Source organism: Ferrovibrio terrae, assembly GCF_943372915.1.
Taxonomy (GTDB): Bacteria; Pseudomonadota; Alphaproteobacteria; order Ferrovibrionales; family Ferrovibrionaceae; genus Ferrovibrio; species Ferrovibrio terrae_A.
Map to the genome: position 1 here is coordinate 1 of NZ_CALSAN010000055.1, position 16,713 is coordinate 16,713.

The following is a 16,713-nucleotide window of genomic DNA, read 5'->3' on the forward strand; positions in this document are numbered from 1 at the left end:
CGGCCAGGTCGGCGCCGGCAACCGCTGTAACATCGGTGGTCTGCACCATGCGGCGGATGAACACCAGCGCGGCCAGCACGATGCCCACTTCCAGTGCCACGGTGATATCCACCAGCACGGTGAGGATCAGGGTGACGGCCAGCACCAGCTGGTCGCCACGCGGCGCATGCAGGAAATGCTTCAGCCGCTCGGCCTCGCTCATGTTCCAGGCCACCACCACCAGGATGCCGGCCAGCGCGGCCAGCGGCACCATGCCGGCCAGCGGCGCCAGCAGCCACATGAACACCAGCAGGAACACGGCATGCAGCATGCCCGATACCGGCGTCAGCGCGCCGGCCTTGATGTTGGTGGCAGTACGCGCCAGCGCGCCGGTGGCGGGCAGGCCGCCGAACAGCGCCGAGGCGATATTGGCCACACCCTGGCCGATCAGTTCGATATTCGAGCGATGGCGCCGGCCGGTCATGCCATCGGCGATCACGCAGGACAGCAGGCTTTCGATGCCGGCCAGCAGCGCGATGGTGACGGCGCTGGGCAGCAGCTCATACATCCGCTGCAGCGTAATGCCGCGCGGCAGCTCCGGCATCGGCAGGGTATTGGGAATGGCGCCGAAGCGGCTTTCGATGGTGTCGACCGGCAGCTGCAGCCAATGCACCGCCAGCGTGGTGGCCACCACGGCGATCAGCATGCCGGGCCAGGCCGGCTTCCAGCGGCGCAGCCCGACGATGATGCCCAGCGTCAGCACCGCGATGATGGTGGCATGCAGGCTGAAGCTGGAGGCGGCCTGCACATAGCCGCCCCATTTGGCGATGAAGTCGGCCGGCACATGCTCGATCTGCAGGCCGAAGAAATCCTTGATCTGGGTCGAGAAGATGGTGATGGCGATGCCGGCGGTGAAACCGGTGACGACCGGGTAGGGGATGAACTTGATCAGGGTGCCCAGCTTCAGCGCGCCGAGCAGCACCAGCATGAAACCGGCCATCAGCGTGGCGATCACCAGGCCGTCGAAGCCATGCTTCTCGATCACGCCATAGACGACGATGACGAAGGCTGCCGTCGGTCCGCCGATCTGGTGCCGGCTGCCGCCCAGCGCCGAGATCAGGAAGCCGGCGACGATGGCAGTGAAGAGTCCCTTGTCCGGCGTGGTGCCCGAGGCAATCGCGATCGCCATGGCGAGCGGCAATGCCACGATGGCGACCGTCAGGCCGCTCAGCGCATCCTTGCGCAGGCTGGCGAGGCCATAGCCTTCCTGCAGGGCGGTGATCAGTTTGGGTACGAACATCGGGCTGGCGTCCATCCGGGGCGGGCTGGCGCCGTCGGTCACCCATGACATGTTGGCCGGCGGGCAGGGGGTATCATAGTACCGCATGCGGAGTTTTTCCATGGCGCAGTTGAAAAATCGCCCGTTCGCACTATGTTCTAGTATCGCGCGAGTAAGTTTCCGTGCGGGGCAGGCAGAAGGCGAAACGAACCCCAGCGAACCTGTACGAAGCGTGGCGAACCTCCACGAAGCTGAACGAGCATCCAGCGAAGCCCAGTGAACCCGAACGAACCTCAACGAACCGCAACGGACCCGGGCGGATTGCGCTCGGTCAAAGCGTCGGCGTTAACTTCCGGGTAGAGTCTGTGGTGTAAGGACGATTTGGTTTTCAGGAGTCCCAGGATGATTCGCGTCTTCATCGGTTACAGCCGGGCCGCCCCGGTGGCCTCCAGCGTCGCCGCCCTCAGCATCAACCGCCGGGCGTCGCAGCCGGTCGCCATCACCCATCTGGCGCTCAACCAGCTGCAGGGCATCTACACCCGCCCGCATCATGAGCTGCAGTCGACCGACTTTTCCTTCTCCCGCTTCCTGACGCCCTATCTGGCCGGTTTCCAGGGCTGGGCCATCTTCATGGACGACGACATGCTGGTGGTCGACGACATCGCCAAGCTCTGGGCGCTGCGCGACGAGCGCTATGCCGTGCAGGTGGTCAAGCACAACCACGTGCCCAAGGAAGACGTGAAGTTCCTCGGCAAGGCGCAGACCCGCTACGAGAAGAAGAACTGGTCCAGTGTCATGCTGTTCAACTGTGCCAAATGCACGGCGCTGACACCGGATTACGTCAATGCCGCCACCGGACTGGAACTGCACCAGTTCAAATGGCTCGGAAACGACGGGCTGATCGGCGAAATCCCGCATCGCTGGAACCATCTGGCCGACTATGACCCCTTCGAGAACGACGTCTCCATCGTTCATTACACGATCGGCGGCCCGTTCTATGACGACTTCAAGGATTGCTCCTACGCCAAGGAATGGTTCGCCGAGCGCGAAATGATGAACCATTGCGACCAGGCGACTATGAAAAAGCCTGCCAAAACTGGCACTTAACACCCGGGGCAGGGGGCGTTCGAAAACCGCCCAAAAGCCTCGCGCCGCCGAAATCTCCGTGCTATAGACTGCGCCTTCGCGCCGGCCCCGGTGCGGGTAAGCGGGCGTGGTGGAACTGGTAGACACGCAGGATTTAGGTTCCTGTGCCGCAAGGCGTGTGGGTTCAAGTCCCTCCGCCCGCACCAGTCCCCCCGAGCGAGCGCGAAACAGAGATTCAAGAGACAGAGACAGGTAGTTCGGTCATGCAGATCACGGAAATCAGCGCCTCGGGCCTGAAGCGCGAATACAAGGTGGTTATCAACGCCTCTGCGCTGGAAAGCACCGTCAACCAGAAGCTCGAGACCATCCGTGGCCAGGTCAACATGCCGGGCTTCCGTCCGGGCAAGGCACCGGCCGCGCTGATCAAGAAGCAGTATGGCCGCGCGCTGCTCGGCGAGGCGATGGAAGAGTCGGTGAACACCGCGCTGCAGAAGACGCTGGAAGACAACAACCTGCGTCCGGCCATGCAGCCCAAGGTCGATATCCAGACCTTCGAAGAGGGCAAGGATTTCGAATGCACCATCGCCGTCGAGGTGCTGCCTGAAATCGTCCCCGGCGACTTCAAGGCGATCAAGCTGGAGCGTCTGGTGGTCGAGCCGGGTGACTCGGAAGTCGAGGAATTCCTCACCCGCCTGTCCGAGCAGCAGAAGACCTACGAGAAGGCCGAGCGCGCCGCCGCCAATGGCGACCAGGTCGTCATCGACTTCTCGGGCAGCGTCAACGGCGTGAAGTTCGATGGCGGCACCGCCAGCGATTATCCGCTGGTGCTGGGCTCCAACACCTTCATCCCCGGCTTCGAAGAGCAGCTGGTTGGCCTCAAGGCCGGCGACGAGAAGACCGTCACCGTCACCTTCCCGGAGAATTACGGCAATGCTGATCTCGCCGGCAAGCCGGCCGAGTTCGCCTGCACGGTTAAGGAAGTGCGCGGCGCCGGCGCCGTGGTCATGGATGACGAATTCGCCAAGCGTTTCGGCCTTGCCTCGCTGCAGGAGCTGAAGGACAACATCAAGCGCGACCTCGGCCAGGAATATAAGAGCCTGTCGCGCATGAAGCTGAAGCGTGGCCTGCTCGACCAGCTGGCCGACCAGCACAGCTTCGATGTGCCGCCGGGCATGGTCGAACTCGAATTCGACCAGATCTGGAAAGAGATCTCGGCCGACAAGGCCCGGCTTGAGGCCGAAATGGCCGAAGAAAAGAAGAGCGAAGACGAGCTGCAGGCCGAGTATCGCAAGATCGCCGAACGCCGCATCCGTCTTGGCCTGCTGCTGTCGGAGGTCGGCCGCGTCAACAATATCGAAGTGAAGCCCGACGAAATCACCCGCGCCATGGTCGAGCAGGCCCGCCGCTTCCCCGGCCAGGAGCGTCAGGTGATGGAATACTTCCAGAAGAACCCGGAAGCCGCCCAGAGCCTGCGCGCCCCGATCTTCGAGGACAAGGTGGTCGATTTCATCGTCGAGATGGCCAGCGTGACCGACAAGCCGGTCACCAAGGAAGAGCTGCAGAAGGAGGTCGAGGCGGTCGCCTGATCCGCCCCGACATCCAGGACATTGCGAAACGCCGGGGCTTGCCCCGGCGTTTTTCTTTAAAAATGCCCGGCCATTGAAGGAACCGGTGCTTTGCCCCACATTAAGGCTACCGAATTCCTCGTACTTCAGGGCGCGTCATGCACAAGATGGTCGATACCTATATGAATATGCTGGTCCCCATGGTGGTCGAGCAGACCAACCGGGGCGAGCGCTCGTATGACATCTACTCCCGGCTGCTGAAGGAACGCATCATCTTCATGGTCGGCCCGGTGAACGATGCCGTCGCCAGCCTGGTCACCGCCCAGCTGCTGTTCCTGGAAGCCGAGAACCCGAACAAGGAAATCTCCTTCTATATCAACAGCCCGGGTGGCCTGGTCACCTCCGGCATGGCGATCTACGACACTATGCAGTACATCCGGCCCAAGATCGCCACCCTGTGCATCGGCCAGGCGGCCTCGATGGGCTCGCTGCTGCTGGCGGCGGGCGAGAAGGGCATGCGCTATGCCCTGCCGAACGCCCGGATCATGGTGCACCAGCCGTCCGGCGGTTTTCAGGGCCAGGCAGCCGATATCGAGATCCATGCCAAGGAAATCCTCGATATGCGCAGCCGGCTGAACGCCCTCTACGCCAAGCATACCGGCCAGGATGTGGAGAAGATCGAGCTGGCGATGGAGCGTGACCGCTTCCTGACCCCCCAGGAGGCCAAGGAATTCGGCCTGGTCGACGAGGTGGTCGACCGCCGTCCCGAGCCTGCCGCCAAGAAGTAACCTGGGAAATAAACCCGGAACAAAGCGGCCCTGGCCCGGGGAACATTCCGGGGTGACGGGTCGCTTGCCTGGGCGCCTGACGGCGTTAAATCATGGTTATGTGACCAGTTTCCGGGGTCACGGAAGGGCCGGAAAGGCCCATCTCCGTTGTGCCCGGGGCTATGGTTCCTTATGATGACGATTCGATGGAATAGGGCCCCGCGTCGCCCGGCGCCGGCCCGCTCAGTGGAGTAGGTATGACCAAATTGAGCGGCAGTGACTCCAAGAATACGCTGTACTGCTCGTTCTGCGGTAAGAGCCAGCACGAGGTGCGCAAGCTGATCGCCGGTCCGACGGTGTTCATCTGCGACGAGTGCGTCGAGCTCTGCATGGATATCATCCGCGAAGAGCACAAGTCTGCCCTGGTGAAGACCCGGGACGGTGTCCCCACCCCGCAGGAAATCTGCCGCGTGCTGGACGATTATGTGATTGGCCAGTACCACGCCAAGAAGGTTCTCTCGGTCGCGGTGCACAATCACTACAAGCGCATCGGCCATGGCGGCAAGAACAACGACGTCGAGCTGGCCAAGTCGAACATTCTGCTGGTCGGTCCCACCGGCTGCGGCAAGACGCTGCTGGCGCAGACGCTGGCCCGCATTCTCGAAGTGCCCTTCACCATGGCGGATGCCACCACGCTGACCGAAGCCGGTTATGTGGGTGAGGATGTCGAGAACATCATTCTGAAGCTGCTGCAGTCGGCCGACTACAATGTCGAGCGCGCGCAGCGCGGCATCGTCTATATCGACGAAGTCGACAAGATCAGCCGCAAGTCTGACAACCCGTCCATCACCCGCGACGTGTCGGGCGAGGGCGTGCAGCAGGCCCTGCTGAAGATCATGGAAGGCACGGTTGCCAGCGTGCCGCCGCAGGGCGGTCGCAAGCATCCGCAGCAGGAATTCTTGCAGGTCGACACCACGAATATCCTGTTCATCTGCGGCGGCGCCTTTGCCGGCCTGGAAAAGATCATTGCCGGTCGCGGCAAGGGTACCTCGATGGGCTTCGGCGCCGAAGTGCGCGGCCCGGACGAGCGCCGCTCGGGTGAAATCCTGGCGGAAGTCGAGCCCGATGACCTGCTCAAGTTCGGCCTGATCCCGGAATTCATCGGCCGTCTGCCGGTGATCGCCACGCTGAACGACCTCGACGAGCCGGCCCTGGTCGACATTCTGACCAAGCCGAAGAATGCACTGATCAAGCAGTATCAGCGCCTGTTCGAGATGGAAGACGTGAAACTCACCTTCTCGGATGATGCCGTCGCCGGCGTTGCCCGCAAGGCCATCGCGCGCAAGACCGGTGCCCGCGGCCTGCGCTCCATTCTGGAAGGCATCCTGCTCGACCCGATGTTCGATCTGCCGAACATGAACGGTGTCGAGGAAGTGGTGATCTCGCCTGATGTTGTTGAGGGCCGTGCCAAGCCGCTGCTGATCTACGCCGATCGCAAGCAGGAAGACGTCAGCGCCTGATTCAGGCCTGATCACGGCTAACATGGGTTAACCGTGTTGACGTCTGTGCTGTGGTGTTTGCGGAACCTTCCTTACAAGGACGGTCCGTAATGTTCGACGACCGGAAAAGGCTCGTAGAATCCGTGCAGTAGCGCACGCCAACGTTTGTAGTCATCCGAGCGGCGAAAGCCCTGTTCGTGATCTGCAATACTGTTCCAGTGGACCAGCAGCAGAAAGCGCTGTGCATTTTCCATGCAGGGGCGCAGCTCGGCGCTGCGACAGCCGGGCTGGCGCCGGATCAACGGCAAGGCTTCGCTGAGTGCAGTCACGAATGCGTCAGTCTGCTTGCCGCGAACGTCAAGCAGTGCCAGTTCCAGGATACCGCTCGTCGCGGTCGCCGTGCCCGCTGCGGCCCCGGTGGGCGACTCGGTCTGTGTCATGGATGTTCCCATTGAGTGGTGGATATCCGCCACCGTGCCTTGACGGAGCATGTGGGAATTCCCATCTTAATTGCAGTCAGGCGGCACAAAAGGACGCCTCCGCGGATCTTTACTCTGCCGCCCTCCAGGATGAAGCCACGCATGTTTACATCACCTCGCGCCCAAGTTTTCCCCGTCCTGCCGCTGCGGGACATCGTCGTCTTTCCGCATATGATCGTGCCGCTTTTTGTCGGCCGCGAGAAGTCTGTGCGGGCGCTCGAAGATGTGATGAAGGACGATAAGCAGATCCTGCTCGTCGCCCAGAAGAATGCCGGCCAGGACAATCCCAATCCGGAAGACATTCACGCCGTCGGCACCATCGCCTCGGTGCTGCAGCTGCTGCGCCTGCCCGATGGCACCGTGAAGGTGCTGGTCGAGGGCAGCCAGCGCGCCAAGATCGTCAAGTTCAACGAGAACCCGGATTTCTTCCAGGTGCAGGCCGAAGTCGTCACCGATGACTCCGGCGAAGGTCGCGAGACCGAAGCGCTGTCGCGTTCGGTGATCAACCAGTTCGAGCAGTATGTGAAGCTCAACCGGAAGATCCCGCCCGAGGTGCTGGTCTCGCTCAACCAGATCGACGATGCCTCCAAGCTGGCCGACACGGTCGCGTCGCATCTCACCATCAAGATCAGCGACAAGCAGGAGCTGCTCGAGATCGCCAACGTGGTGGAGCGCCTCGAGCGCGTCTACGCCATGATGGAAGGCGAGATCGGTGTGCTGCAGGTCGAGAAGAAGATCCGTTCGCGCGTAAAGCGCCAGATGGAGAAGACCCAGCGCGAGTATTACCTGAACGAACAGCTGAAGGCGATTCAGAAGGAGCTGGGCGAGGGCGAGGACGGCCGCGACGAAGTGGCCGAGATCGAACTGCGCATCAAGAAGACCCGCCTGTCCAAGGAAGCCCGTGAAAAGGCGATGGCCGAGGTCAAGAAGTTGCGCTCGATGAGCCCGATGTCGGCCGAAGCCACCGTCATCCGCAACTATCTCGACTGGCTGCTGACGATCCCGTGGTCGAAGCGCAGCAAGGTCAAGAAAGACATCAAGAACGCTGAAAAGGTGCTGAACGACGACCATTACGGTCTGGAGAAGGTCAAGGAGCGTATCCTTGAGTATCTCGCCGTGCAGCAGCGCTCGGGCAAGCTGAAGGGCCCGATTCTGTGCCTGGTCGGTCCGCCCGGCGTCGGCAAGACCTCGCTCGGCAAATCGATTGCCCGTTCGACCGGCCGCAACTTCGTGCGCGTGTCGCTCGGCGGCGTGCGCGACGAGGCCGAGATCCGTGGCCATCGCCGCACCTATATCGGCTCCATGCCTGGCAAGGTCGTGCAGTCGATGAAGAAGGCGAAGACCAACAATCCGCTCTTCCTGTTCGACGAGATCGACAAGATGGGCCAGGACTTCCGTGGCGATCCGTCTTCGGCGCTGCTGGAAGTGCTCGACCCCGAGCAGAACAGCACCTTCAGCGATCACTATCTGGAGGTCGATTACGACCTGTCGGATGTGATGTTCATCTGCACGGCCAATTCATTGCGCATGCCGCAGCCGTTGCTGGACCGCATGGAGATCATCCGCATCCCCGGCTACACCGAGGATGAGAAGGTTGAGATCTGCAAGCGTCACCTGATCGACAAGCAGATCGAAGCCGCCGGCCTGAAGAAGGGCGAGTGGGCGATCACCGACGATGCGCTGCGCGACCTGGTCCGCTATTACACCCGCGAAGCCGGTGTGCGTTCGCTGGAGCGTGAGCTGGCCAACCTGACCCGCAAGGCGGTGAAGGAAATCCTGTCGAAGGGCGTGAAGACCATCAAGGTCACGTCCAAGAATCTCGACAAGTATGCCGGCGTCCGCCGCCATCGCTATGGCGAGGCCGAGCTGGAAGATCTGGTCGGCACCGTCACCGGCCTGGCCTGGACCGAAGTGGGCGGCGAGTTGCTGACCATCGAAGCGGTGATGCTGCCCGGCAAGGGCCGCATGACCATCACCGGCAAGCTGGGTGAAGTGATGCAGGAGTCGGTGCAGGCCGCCCGGTCATTCGTCCGTGCCCGTGCGGTGTCCTTCGGCGTGAAGCCGCCGATCTTCGACAAACGCGACATCCATATCCACGTGCCGGAGGGGGCAACCCCGAAGGACGGTCCCTCGGCCGGCGTGGCCATGGTCACCTCGATCGTCTCGGTACTGACGGGTATCCCGGTCCGCAAGGATGTGGCGATGACCGGTGAAGTCACCCTGCGCGGCCGGGTCTTGCCGATTGGCGGTCTGAAGGAGAAGCTGCTGGCCGCCCATCGGGGCGGCATCAAGAAGGTGCTGATCCCGAAGGAAAACGAGAAGGACCTGGTCGAGATCCCTGACAATGTCAAAAAGGGCCTCGAAATCGTCCCGGTTTCGACCTGTGAAGAGGTACTCAAGCATGCTCTCGTCGCAGAATTGAAACCAATTGAGTGGAGCGACGTTGACGATCTCAACAAACCCGCAGTGGTCGAGCCGGAAACGGAAGGCGATCGCGAGGGTGTGGTCAAACACTGACCACTGACAGTAGTTCGGAGGGCTCCAGCGTGAATAAGCAGGATCTGATGGCCCAGGTGCGTGACACCTCGGGTCTCAGCAAGGAACAGGCCGAGCGGGCCGTGGAATCGGTCTTTGAACTCATCACCGAGGCTTTGCGTCGCGGTGAGGAGGTCAGGATCGTTGGCTTCGGCAGCTTCTTCGTCGGCACCCGTGCCGCCAGCCCGGGGCGCAATCCCCGCACGGGCGAGCGGATCGATCTGCCGCCCACCAAGCAGCCGAAATTCCGCGCCGGCAAGACGCTCAAGGAGGCGGTTGGCTGAACCGGCCACTGCCTCGGTTAAGGTCACCAGGGCCGCACCCGACCGGGTTGCGGCCCTTTCTTTTCGACGGATTGGCCCCGCGGTGCGGCTTTGCGCGATGGGGCGCGATCTGCTATGAACCGGCCCGTTCCCGGTTCTGGCCGGAGACTGTCAGGCGGGCGATTAGCTCAGCGGTAGAGCGCCTCGTTTACACCGAGGATGTCGGCGGTTCGATCCCGTCATCGCCCACCATTCCCGCCCCAGTCCTGCGCACCCCAGTCCTCTCCACCACAGTCACCCCCGCCGGCGCACCCCGGTGGCCTCGATCGCCGCCGCCATTTCGGCACTGGCTGCGCGCAGGCGCTGGCGGATCAGGGCGGCGCTGGTCTTGGTGAAGCGCACCGTCGGTACGGCCAGATTGATGCTGCCGATCAGGTCGCCCCTGACCACCACACCGGCGGCGATGCCGGTGATGCCGATGGTGAATTCCTCGCGCGCATAGGCAAAGCCTTCTTCGCGGGCCAGCCGAATCTGCTCCCAGACCTGCTTCGCCGATGTCAGGGTCTGCGGCGTGAAGCTTTCGAATTCGGTGCGCGCCAGATAGGCCTTGATCTCCTGGTCGCTCATATGGCTGAGCGCGATCTTGCCCGACGAGATCGCATAGAGCGGCGCCTTCTCGCCAACCCGCATGGTATAGGCCAGCGCCTGGCCGCCGGTCTGGGTGGCAATCGCCGTCACATGGTCGCCATCGCGCACATAGAAGCCGGTGGTCTCGCTGGTCTCCTGGCTCAGGCGCTGCAGCAGCGGCAGCACCACGGCCTGCAAGGGCGGGGCAGGGCGCCGCTTGGCCAGATCGGCGATCTTCTCGCCCAGCGCATAGCGCGAACTCGCCGCATCCTGCAGCAGGTAGCCGCGTGCGGTCAGGTTGCCGAGCAGCTGGAACAGGCTGCTGCGCGGAATCCCCAGCACGCTCATCAGCTGCGAAAACGAGTCATGCCCCTGCGCCACCGCCTCGAGGATATCGAGCACGCGGTCGGCAGACTTGACAGTGGTGGATGAAGCCTGTTCCATATTATGAACCAGTTTACATACATGAACTTGCAAAAAGCAAGTCCGACGGGAGGAACCATGACAACAGACCGCGATGACCGGCTAGCCATTGCCGATCTGCTGCAGAACTGGGCGGTGTGGCGAGATGCCGGCGACTGGGAGCGCTTCCGCACCGTCTGGCATGACGACGGCTGGATGATGGCAACCTGGTTCCAGGGGCCTGCAGCCGATTTCATCCGTGTCAGCCAGGAAGGCTGGGCCAAGGGCGTCAGCATCCTGCATTTCCTCGGCGGCATCTCGATCGACCTGGCAGGCAACCGGGCGATCAGCCAGACCAAGATGACAATCTCGCAGCGCGCGCCGGTGCATGGTGTCATCTGCGATGTGGTCTGCACCGGCCGCTTCTACGATTTCCTCGAAAAGCGCGACGGGCGCTGGGGCGTGGTGCTGCGCCAGCCGATCTACGAGAAGGACCGCATCGATCCGGTCGACCCGGCCGCCTTCCCGAAGATCGACGCCGCCAAGCTGGCGGCCCTGCCGGAAGGATATCGCCATCTCGCCTATATCCAGGAAGAGATCGGCTACACGGTGAAGCGCGACATGCCCGGTCTGAAGGGAGCCGCTGTGGATGCGCTGTACCGCCGTGGGGCCGGCTGGCTGCGCGGTGAAGTGGTCACACCGCAGATGTTCCTGACGCCCGTTGCGGCCTAAGACACCGTCATAACAATCGCCACGGATAAAAATCCGGGCTTCGGAGGAGGAAACCATGAGAAAGATCGCGACAGTATCGCTTGGCCTGGCTGTGGCAGCCGTGACAACGCTCGCTGCTGCTACGGCCTCGGCACAGGCCTGGCCGGATCGCCCGGTGCGCATGATGGTCGGCTTCGGCGCCGGCGGCGGCACCGACATCATCGCCCGCATCATCGCCCAGCCGCTGTCAGAAATTCTCGGCCAGCCGGTGGTGGTGGAGAACAAAGCCGGCGCCGGCGGCACCATCGCCGCCGATGCGGTGGCGAAATCAGCCAAGGATGGCCATACGATTTTCATGATGAACAACGGCCATGCGGTTTCGGCCAGCCTGTACAAGTCGCTGCCCTATGATTCGCAGACGTCCTTTGCGCCGGTCTCGCTGGTGGCGACCATGCCGCTGCTGATCACGGCGGGCAACGATGTGGCGGTGAAGGATGCCAAGGGCCTGATCGAGCTGGTGAAGGCGCAGCCGGGCAAGGTGCGCTTTGCCAGCGTCGGCGTCGGCTCGACCCAGCATTTCGCCGGCCTGATCTTCCGCTCCATCGCCGGTCTGGAGATGCGGCATATTCCCTATCGCGGTACACCGGCGGCGATTGCCGCGGTGCGCGGCGGCGAGGTCGAATTGCTGTTCGAGGTTGCGGCACCGGTGATTGGCCAGATCAAGGGCGGTGAGCTGAAGGCGCTGGCGGTGACATCGGCACAGCGTTTCCCGGCGCTGCCGGATGTGCCGACCATCGCCGAGGCCGGCCTGAAAGGCTACGACGTCACCACCTGGTATGGCCTGGCCTTCCCGGCCGATACACCGGCCGCCATCGTCACCAAGATGAATGCGGCGGTGAAGACCGCGCTGGCCAAACCAGAGGTGCGCAAGCAGGTGGAAGACGCCTATTTCCTGCCGGCCACCAGCACGCCGGCCGAGTTCGGCACCCATATCGGCAGCGAGATCAAGCGCTGGGCCGATGTGGCAAAGGATGCCGGCGTGACCCAGCAGTAATGTCCTCTGCCTTGCCCATCGCACGCGAGGCCACTGCCGGCGCAGCTATCCTGCTCGCCGGTGGTGCGCTTCTGGCGCTGACTTGGTCCTATCCAAGCGGCGATCTGTCCGAGATCGGTCCCGGCCTGATCCTGCAGCTGGCCAGCGGCCTGCTGCTGCTGCTCGGTGGTTTGATGCTGGGGCGCGGCATCGCCGGGCGCAGCGACGAGCTTGCGCGCGCGCCAGTCCTGCATCGCTGGCGACCCTTCATCATTCCGGCCGCGATGGGCGTGTTTGCCGTGCTGCTACCTTGGCTTGGCTTGGCGCTGACGGCAGCCGTCTCCAGCTATGTCGCCAGCCTGGCCTCGCGCGAGCTGAGCCAGCGCGAACGCCTGGCCTGCGCGCTGCTGCTGGCCGCCTTCGTCACGGCGCTGTTCGGCTACGGCCTGCGCTTGCCGGTCGCGATCTGGCCGAGGCTGGGCGCATGATGCAGTCCCTGCAGCATTTCATCGGCGGGCTATCGATTGCCCTGCAGCCCGGCAATCTGCTGTTCTGTTTTATCGGTGCACTTTGCGGCACGCTGATCGGCGTGCTGCCAGGCATCGGCCCGGTTGCCACCATCGCCATGCTGCTGCCCGTGACCTTCTATCTCTCGCCGGTGGCGGCGCTCATCATGCTGGCCGGAATCTATTACGGCTCGCAGTACGGAGGCTCGACGACATCGATCCTGATGCGGGTGCCGGGGGAGACGGCGTCGGTGGTCACCTGCCTTGATGGCTACCAGATGGCGGTGCGCGGCCGTGCCGGTGCGGCGCTGGCGATTGCGGCCCTGGGGTCTTTTTTCGCCGGCATCGTCGGCACCATGCTCAACGTGTTTTTCGGCCCGCAATTCGCCAAGATCGCACTGGCCTTTGGCTCGGCAGAGTATTTCGGCCTGATGCTGCTGGGGCTGTCGGTCTCCATCGCCATGTCGCATGGCGGCATGCTCGGTTCGGTTGCCATGGTCTGCGTCGGCCTGGTGCTCGGAATCGTCGGCCGCGATGTCAACACCGGCTATGCGCGGCTGACCTTCGATATACCGGAGTTGTCGGATGGCATCGGCTTCGTGCCGCTCGCCGTTGGCCTGTTTGGCATCGCCGAGGTGATGCGCAATCTGGAAGGCGGCGAGGCGGTCGGCAAGATGGTAAAAAGCGTCGGCCGGCTGTGGCCGTCACGCGAAGAGGGGCGGCGTGCAGCGCCGGCAGTGCTGCGCGGCACCATCCTCGGCACCGTTCTCGGCATCCTGCCGGGCGGCGGTTCGATCCTGGCCTCCTTCACCTCTTACGGTCTGGAGAAGCGGCTGTCGCGCCGGCCCGAGGAATTCGGCCATGGCGCCGTCGAGGGTCTGGCCGGTCCCGAAGCGGCCAACAATGCCGCCGCGCAGGCCTCGTTCATTCCGCTGCTCACACTTGGCATCCCGCCCAATGCGGTGCTGGCCCTGCTGGTGGGCGGCATGATGATCCATGGCATCGCGCCGGGCCCGACGGTGATGACCGAACGGCCCGACCTGTTCTGGGGCCTGATCGCCAGCATGCTGCTGGGCAATATCATGCTGGTGATCATCAACCTGCCGCTGGTCGGCATCTGGGTGCAGTTCCTGAAGGTGCCGTACCGGATGATGTTCCCGGCGATTTTCCTGTTCTGCTGCATCGGCGTCTATGGCGTGAATGCCAGCCTGTTCGAGCTGCTGCTGGCCATGGGCTTCGGCGTGATCGGCTATGGCATGTCGAAACTGGACCTGGAGCCGGCACCACTGGTGCTCGGCTTCGTGCTTGGTCCGCTGATCGAGGAACACCTGCGCCGCGCCCTTGCGCTGTCGGATGGCGATGTCACAGTCTTTGCCACGCGCCCGCTGGCTGCTATCCTCATCGGACTGGCGCTGCTGATTCCCTGCCTGGTCCTGCTGCCGCAGCTGGGCGCACGGCGCCGCGAGATTTTCCAGGCTGAGCCTTAAGGAGTTTATCTATGTCCGATCCCATTCGCGTGGCCGCCCTGTGCGGCAGCCTGCGCAAGGCCTCCTACAACATGATGGCGCTGCGCACGGCCGTCGAGGTCGCGCCCGCAGGCATGACCATCACGCCGGCCGAGATCGGCGACCTGCCGCTCTATAATGATGACATCCGGCAGCAGGGCTTTCCGGCGCCGGCCGAGCGTCTGGGCAAGGCGCTCGGTGAGGCCGATGCGATCCTGATCGTGACGCCGGAATACAATTTCTCCATCCCCGGCGTGCTGAAGAATGCCATCGACTGGGTCTCACGCCTGCAGCCGCAGCCCTTCGACGGCAAGCCGGTCGCCATCATGGGCGCTGCCATGGGGCCGCTGGGCACGGGGCGCGCGCAGTATGACCTGCGCAAGATGATGGTGTTCCTCAACGCCCACCCGGTGAACAAGCCGGAAGTCTTCATCGGCATGGCGCAAAACAAGTTCGATGCCGAAGGCAAGCTGACCGACCAGCCGACACGCGAGTTCATCCAGAAGCTGCTGGTCGCCCTGCAGGCCTGGACCGCGCAGCTGAAACCGAAGGGCTGACGGCACGGGAATTGCTTTGAATCCTCCCGATAATCTTATCGGGAGGTCTCCATGTTCACCCTGCATAACCCATCCGACGCAGCGCCGCTTCCCGGCCCGATCAGCTGGGGGCTGGAGCTGCCGACACCAAAGCGCCTGCTCTATGTTTCGGGGCAGGTGGGCGAGGATGCGGCAGGCAGGATCGGCGATGGCATCCTGCGCCAGGCCGAGCTGACCTGGGCCAATGTCGGTACCGTGCTGCGCGCGGCGGGGATGACACCGCAGAACATCCTGCGCACCGGTATCTATTTCACCAGTGCGGTGGACATGACCGATGCATTGAAAGATCAGCTCAACAAGATCCGCACCGGCTTCCTGGGCGGGCATCGCCCGACCTCGACCATCCTGTTCGTGCCGCGGCTGATGAATCCGGCCTGGCTGATCGAGATCGATGCCATCGCGGCCGAAGTCTGACGCCTATTTGGCCTCGCGGTCGTAGGCGACGCCGATGGCCGCCGGCAGCCGTGCCGCGCGGCCCATCAGGGCGAGCACGACGATGGCGATGATGTAGGGCAGCATCTGCACGACATAGGAGCTGATCGGCAGGCCGATGGTCTGCACGCGCAGATACAGCGCCTCGGCCGCCCCGAATACCAGGCAGGCCACCAGAGTCCCGAACGGCATCCAGCGTCCGACAATGATCGCGGCCAAAGCGAGATAGCCGCGGCCTGAGGTCATCGCATCGGTGAAGGTGCCGATCTGCTGCAAGGCGAGCACGGCGCCACCCAGCCCGGCAATAGCGCCGCCGGCCAGCACCGCCCAGATGCGGATGGTCATCGGATCGGCACCGATGGCATAGGCGGCCTGCGGGTTTTCACCCACGGCGCGCAGCGTCAGCCCGGCCTGGCTGCGCATCAGGAAATAGAACATCGGTATGGTGATCAGCAGGGCGAGATAGGTGAGCGGCGGCTGCTGGAACAGCAGCGGGCCGATCCAGGGCAGGTCGGCAAGGCCGGGGATCGGCCAGGCCTGCAGCAGTGGCACCTGGATCACCGGCGCCTGGCCACGGCCCACGGTGCTGCGCAGCAGGAAGCTGGTGAGGCCGATGGCGAAGATATTGGCGGCCAGCCCGGTCACCATCTGCTCGGCGCCGAAGCGCACGGTGACGATGGCGACCACGCCGGCGAGGCAGGCACCGCAGGCGAGGCTCGCCACCAGGCCCAGCATCGCACTGCCGGTGATGAAGGCGGCGATGGCGGCACCGAAGGCACCGGCTAGCATCATGCCTTCGAGGCCGACCGCAAACACGCCGGCGCGTTCCGACAGGATACCGCCCAGCGCCGCAAACAGCAGCGGCGTGGCGATGCGCAGTGCCGAAACCAGGAAGTCGAGGGTGGCGGCATCCATGCTCAGCTCTTGGGTTTGCGGTTGGCCGAGGCCATGGCGGCCAGCACGAACAGCATGGTCAGGCCCTGGATCACGGTGACCAGCGAGGACGGCACGCCGACCTGGCGCTGCATTGCCAGCGCGCCGGTCTCGAGGAAACCGAAGAACAGTCCGGCCGGCACGACAGCCAGCGGGTTGAGTGCACCCAGCAGGGCGATGGCAACGGCATTGAAGCCAAAGCCATGCGAGAAACCTTCGATCAGGCGGTAGTGAATGCCCAGCACCTCGATACCGCCGGCAAGCCCGGCCAGGGCGCCGGCCAGCAGCATGACGGTGAAGGTGCTGGCGGCCGGCGAGAAGCCGGCATAGCGCGCGGCGGGTCGGCTGCTGCCGAAGACGCGCAGGCCGAAGCCATAGCGGGTATGCCAGAGGAAGATATGCGACAGACCGGCAATCACCACGGCGATCAGGATGCCGTAATGCAGCTGCGTGCCCTTCAGCAGCTTGGGCAACCAGTAGTCGGCCGGCAGCAGCGGCGATTGCGGGAATCCGGCG

The 16,713-nt window shown here is 63.6% G+C and carries 16 protein-coding genes, 2 tRNA genes and 1 pseudogene; 14 read left to right on the top strand and 5 right to left on the bottom strand.

The annotated features are described in order from the left end of the window. The coding region (locus AAG821_RS21575) for a SulP family inorganic anion transporter (protein ID WP_341916451.1) at nucleotides 1-1,366 on the bottom strand (1,366 nt) is incomplete at its 3' end. Between the two features lie 294 nt (nucleotides 1,367-1,660). Here AAG821_RS21575 and AAG821_RS21580 point away from each other — a divergent pair. From AAG821_RS21580 to clpX, 5 genes are all read left to right on the top strand, one after another. Continuing rightward, complete coding sequence (locus AAG821_RS21580) at nucleotides 1,661-2,365, top strand: hypothetical protein (RefSeq protein ID WP_341915680.1); 705 nt, start codon at nucleotides 1,661-1,663, stop codon at nucleotides 2,363-2,365. A 100-nt stretch (nucleotides 2,366-2,465) separates the two neighbouring features. Then, nucleotides 2,466-2,550, top strand: a tRNA-Leu gene (locus AAG821_RS21585). A gap of 57 nt (nucleotides 2,551-2,607) precedes the next feature. Further along, entirely contained in the window at nucleotides 2,608-3,930 is a 1,323-nt protein-coding gene (tig, locus tag AAG821_RS21590) for a trigger factor (protein ID WP_341915679.1), read from the top strand. Nucleotides 3,931-4,067: 137 nt separating this feature from the next. Continuing rightward, nucleotides 4,068-4,697 (top strand): ATP-dependent Clp endopeptidase proteolytic subunit ClpP, encoded by a 630-nt coding sequence (clpP, locus tag AAG821_RS21595; protein WP_341915677.1) that lies wholly within the window; start codon nucleotides 4,068-4,070, stop codon nucleotides 4,695-4,697. Between the two features lie 236 nt (nucleotides 4,698-4,933). Next, on the top strand, nucleotides 4,934-6,196 hold the full coding sequence (gene clpX / locus AAG821_RS21600) for an ATP-dependent Clp protease ATP-binding subunit ClpX (protein WP_341893802.1): 1,263 nt from the start codon (nucleotides 4,934-4,936) through the stop codon (nucleotides 6,194-6,196). A gap of 71 nt (nucleotides 6,197-6,267) precedes the next feature. Here clpX and AAG821_RS21605 read toward each other — a convergent pair whose 3' ends face one another. Next, nucleotides 6,268-6,615, bottom strand: coding sequence for an antibiotic biosynthesis monooxygenase family protein (locus AAG821_RS21605; protein WP_341915676.1), 348 nt, complete (start codon nucleotides 6,613-6,615; stop codon nucleotides 6,268-6,270). A 141-nt stretch (nucleotides 6,616-6,756) separates the two neighbouring features. Between AAG821_RS21605 and lon the strand changes: the two genes are divergently transcribed. From lon to AAG821_RS21620, 3 genes are all read left to right on the top strand, one after another. Then, nucleotides 6,757-9,171 (top strand): endopeptidase La, encoded by a 2,415-nt coding sequence (gene lon / locus AAG821_RS21610; RefSeq protein ID WP_341915675.1) that lies wholly within the window; start codon nucleotides 6,757-6,759, stop codon nucleotides 9,169-9,171. 29 nt (nucleotides 9,172-9,200) lie between these two features. Next, on the top strand, nucleotides 9,201-9,473 hold the full coding sequence (locus AAG821_RS21615; protein WP_144069354.1) for an HU family DNA-binding protein: 273 nt from the start codon (nucleotides 9,201-9,203) through the stop codon (nucleotides 9,471-9,473). A gap of 156 nt (nucleotides 9,474-9,629) precedes the next feature. Next, nucleotides 9,630-9,704: transfer RNA gene (locus tag AAG821_RS21620), tRNA-Val, on the top strand. Nucleotides 9,705-9,746: 42 nt separating this feature from the next. On the opposite strand, the gene AAG821_RS21625 is transcribed toward AAG821_RS21620, so the two are convergent. After that, complete coding sequence (locus tag AAG821_RS21625) at nucleotides 9,747-10,523, bottom strand: IclR family transcriptional regulator (RefSeq protein ID WP_341915673.1); 777 nt, start codon at nucleotides 10,521-10,523, stop codon at nucleotides 9,747-9,749. A gap of 57 nt (nucleotides 10,524-10,580) precedes the next feature. Between AAG821_RS21625 and AAG821_RS21630 the strand changes: the two genes are divergently transcribed. Genes AAG821_RS21630 through AAG821_RS21655 form a run of 6 tightly spaced genes read left to right on the top strand, consistent with a single transcriptional unit; the run spans nucleotide 10,581 to nucleotide 15,246 of the window. Next, nucleotides 10,581-11,213, top strand: coding sequence for a nuclear transport factor 2 family protein (locus AAG821_RS21630; protein ID WP_341915672.1), 633 nt, complete (start codon nucleotides 10,581-10,583; stop codon nucleotides 11,211-11,213). Nucleotides 11,214-11,268: 55 nt separating this feature from the next. Further along, nucleotides 11,269-12,246 (top strand): tripartite tricarboxylate transporter substrate binding protein, encoded by a 978-nt coding sequence (locus tag AAG821_RS21635; protein WP_341915671.1) that lies wholly within the window; start codon nucleotides 11,269-11,271, stop codon nucleotides 12,244-12,246. After that, nucleotides 12,246-12,713 carry a tripartite tricarboxylate transporter TctB family protein gene (locus tag AAG821_RS21640; RefSeq protein WP_341915670.1) on the top strand — a complete coding sequence of 156 codons (468 nt, stop codon included), beginning with the start codon at nucleotides 12,246-12,248 and terminating at the stop codon, nucleotides 12,711-12,713. The genes AAG821_RS21635 and AAG821_RS21640 overlap by 1 nt, the downstream gene beginning before the upstream one ends. Beyond that, the gene (locus tag AAG821_RS21645) at nucleotides 12,710-14,218 is read left to right on the top strand and encodes a tripartite tricarboxylate transporter permease (RefSeq protein ID WP_341915668.1); all 1,509 of its coding nucleotides are present in this window, start codon (nucleotides 12,710-12,712) and stop codon (nucleotides 14,216-14,218) included. The genes AAG821_RS21640 and AAG821_RS21645 overlap by 4 nt, the downstream gene beginning before the upstream one ends. 11 nt (nucleotides 14,219-14,229) lie before the next feature. After that, nucleotides 14,230-14,793, top strand: a complete 564-nt coding sequence (locus AAG821_RS21650) for an NADPH-dependent FMN reductase (RefSeq protein ID WP_341915667.1) — start codon at nucleotides 14,230-14,232, stop codon at nucleotides 14,791-14,793. A gap of 51 nt (nucleotides 14,794-14,844) precedes the next feature. After that, the gene (locus AAG821_RS21655) at nucleotides 14,845-15,246 is read left to right on the top strand and encodes a RidA family protein (RefSeq protein ID WP_341915666.1); all 402 of its coding nucleotides are present in this window, start codon (nucleotides 14,845-14,847) and stop codon (nucleotides 15,244-15,246) included. 3 nt (nucleotides 15,247-15,249) lie between these two features. Here the strand turns inward: AAG821_RS21655 and AAG821_RS21660 are convergent, their stop codons facing one another. Both AAG821_RS21660 and AAG821_RS21665 read right to left on the bottom strand, forming a co-directional pair. Beyond that, the gene (locus AAG821_RS21660; RefSeq protein WP_341915664.1) at nucleotides 15,250-16,179 is read right to left on the bottom strand and encodes an ABC transporter permease; all 930 of its coding nucleotides are present in this window, start codon (nucleotides 16,177-16,179) and stop codon (nucleotides 15,250-15,252) included. Between the two features lie 2 nt (nucleotides 16,180-16,181). Further along, nucleotides 16,182-16,713: pseudogene (locus AAG821_RS21665) on the bottom strand (hypothetical protein); the annotation flags it as partial.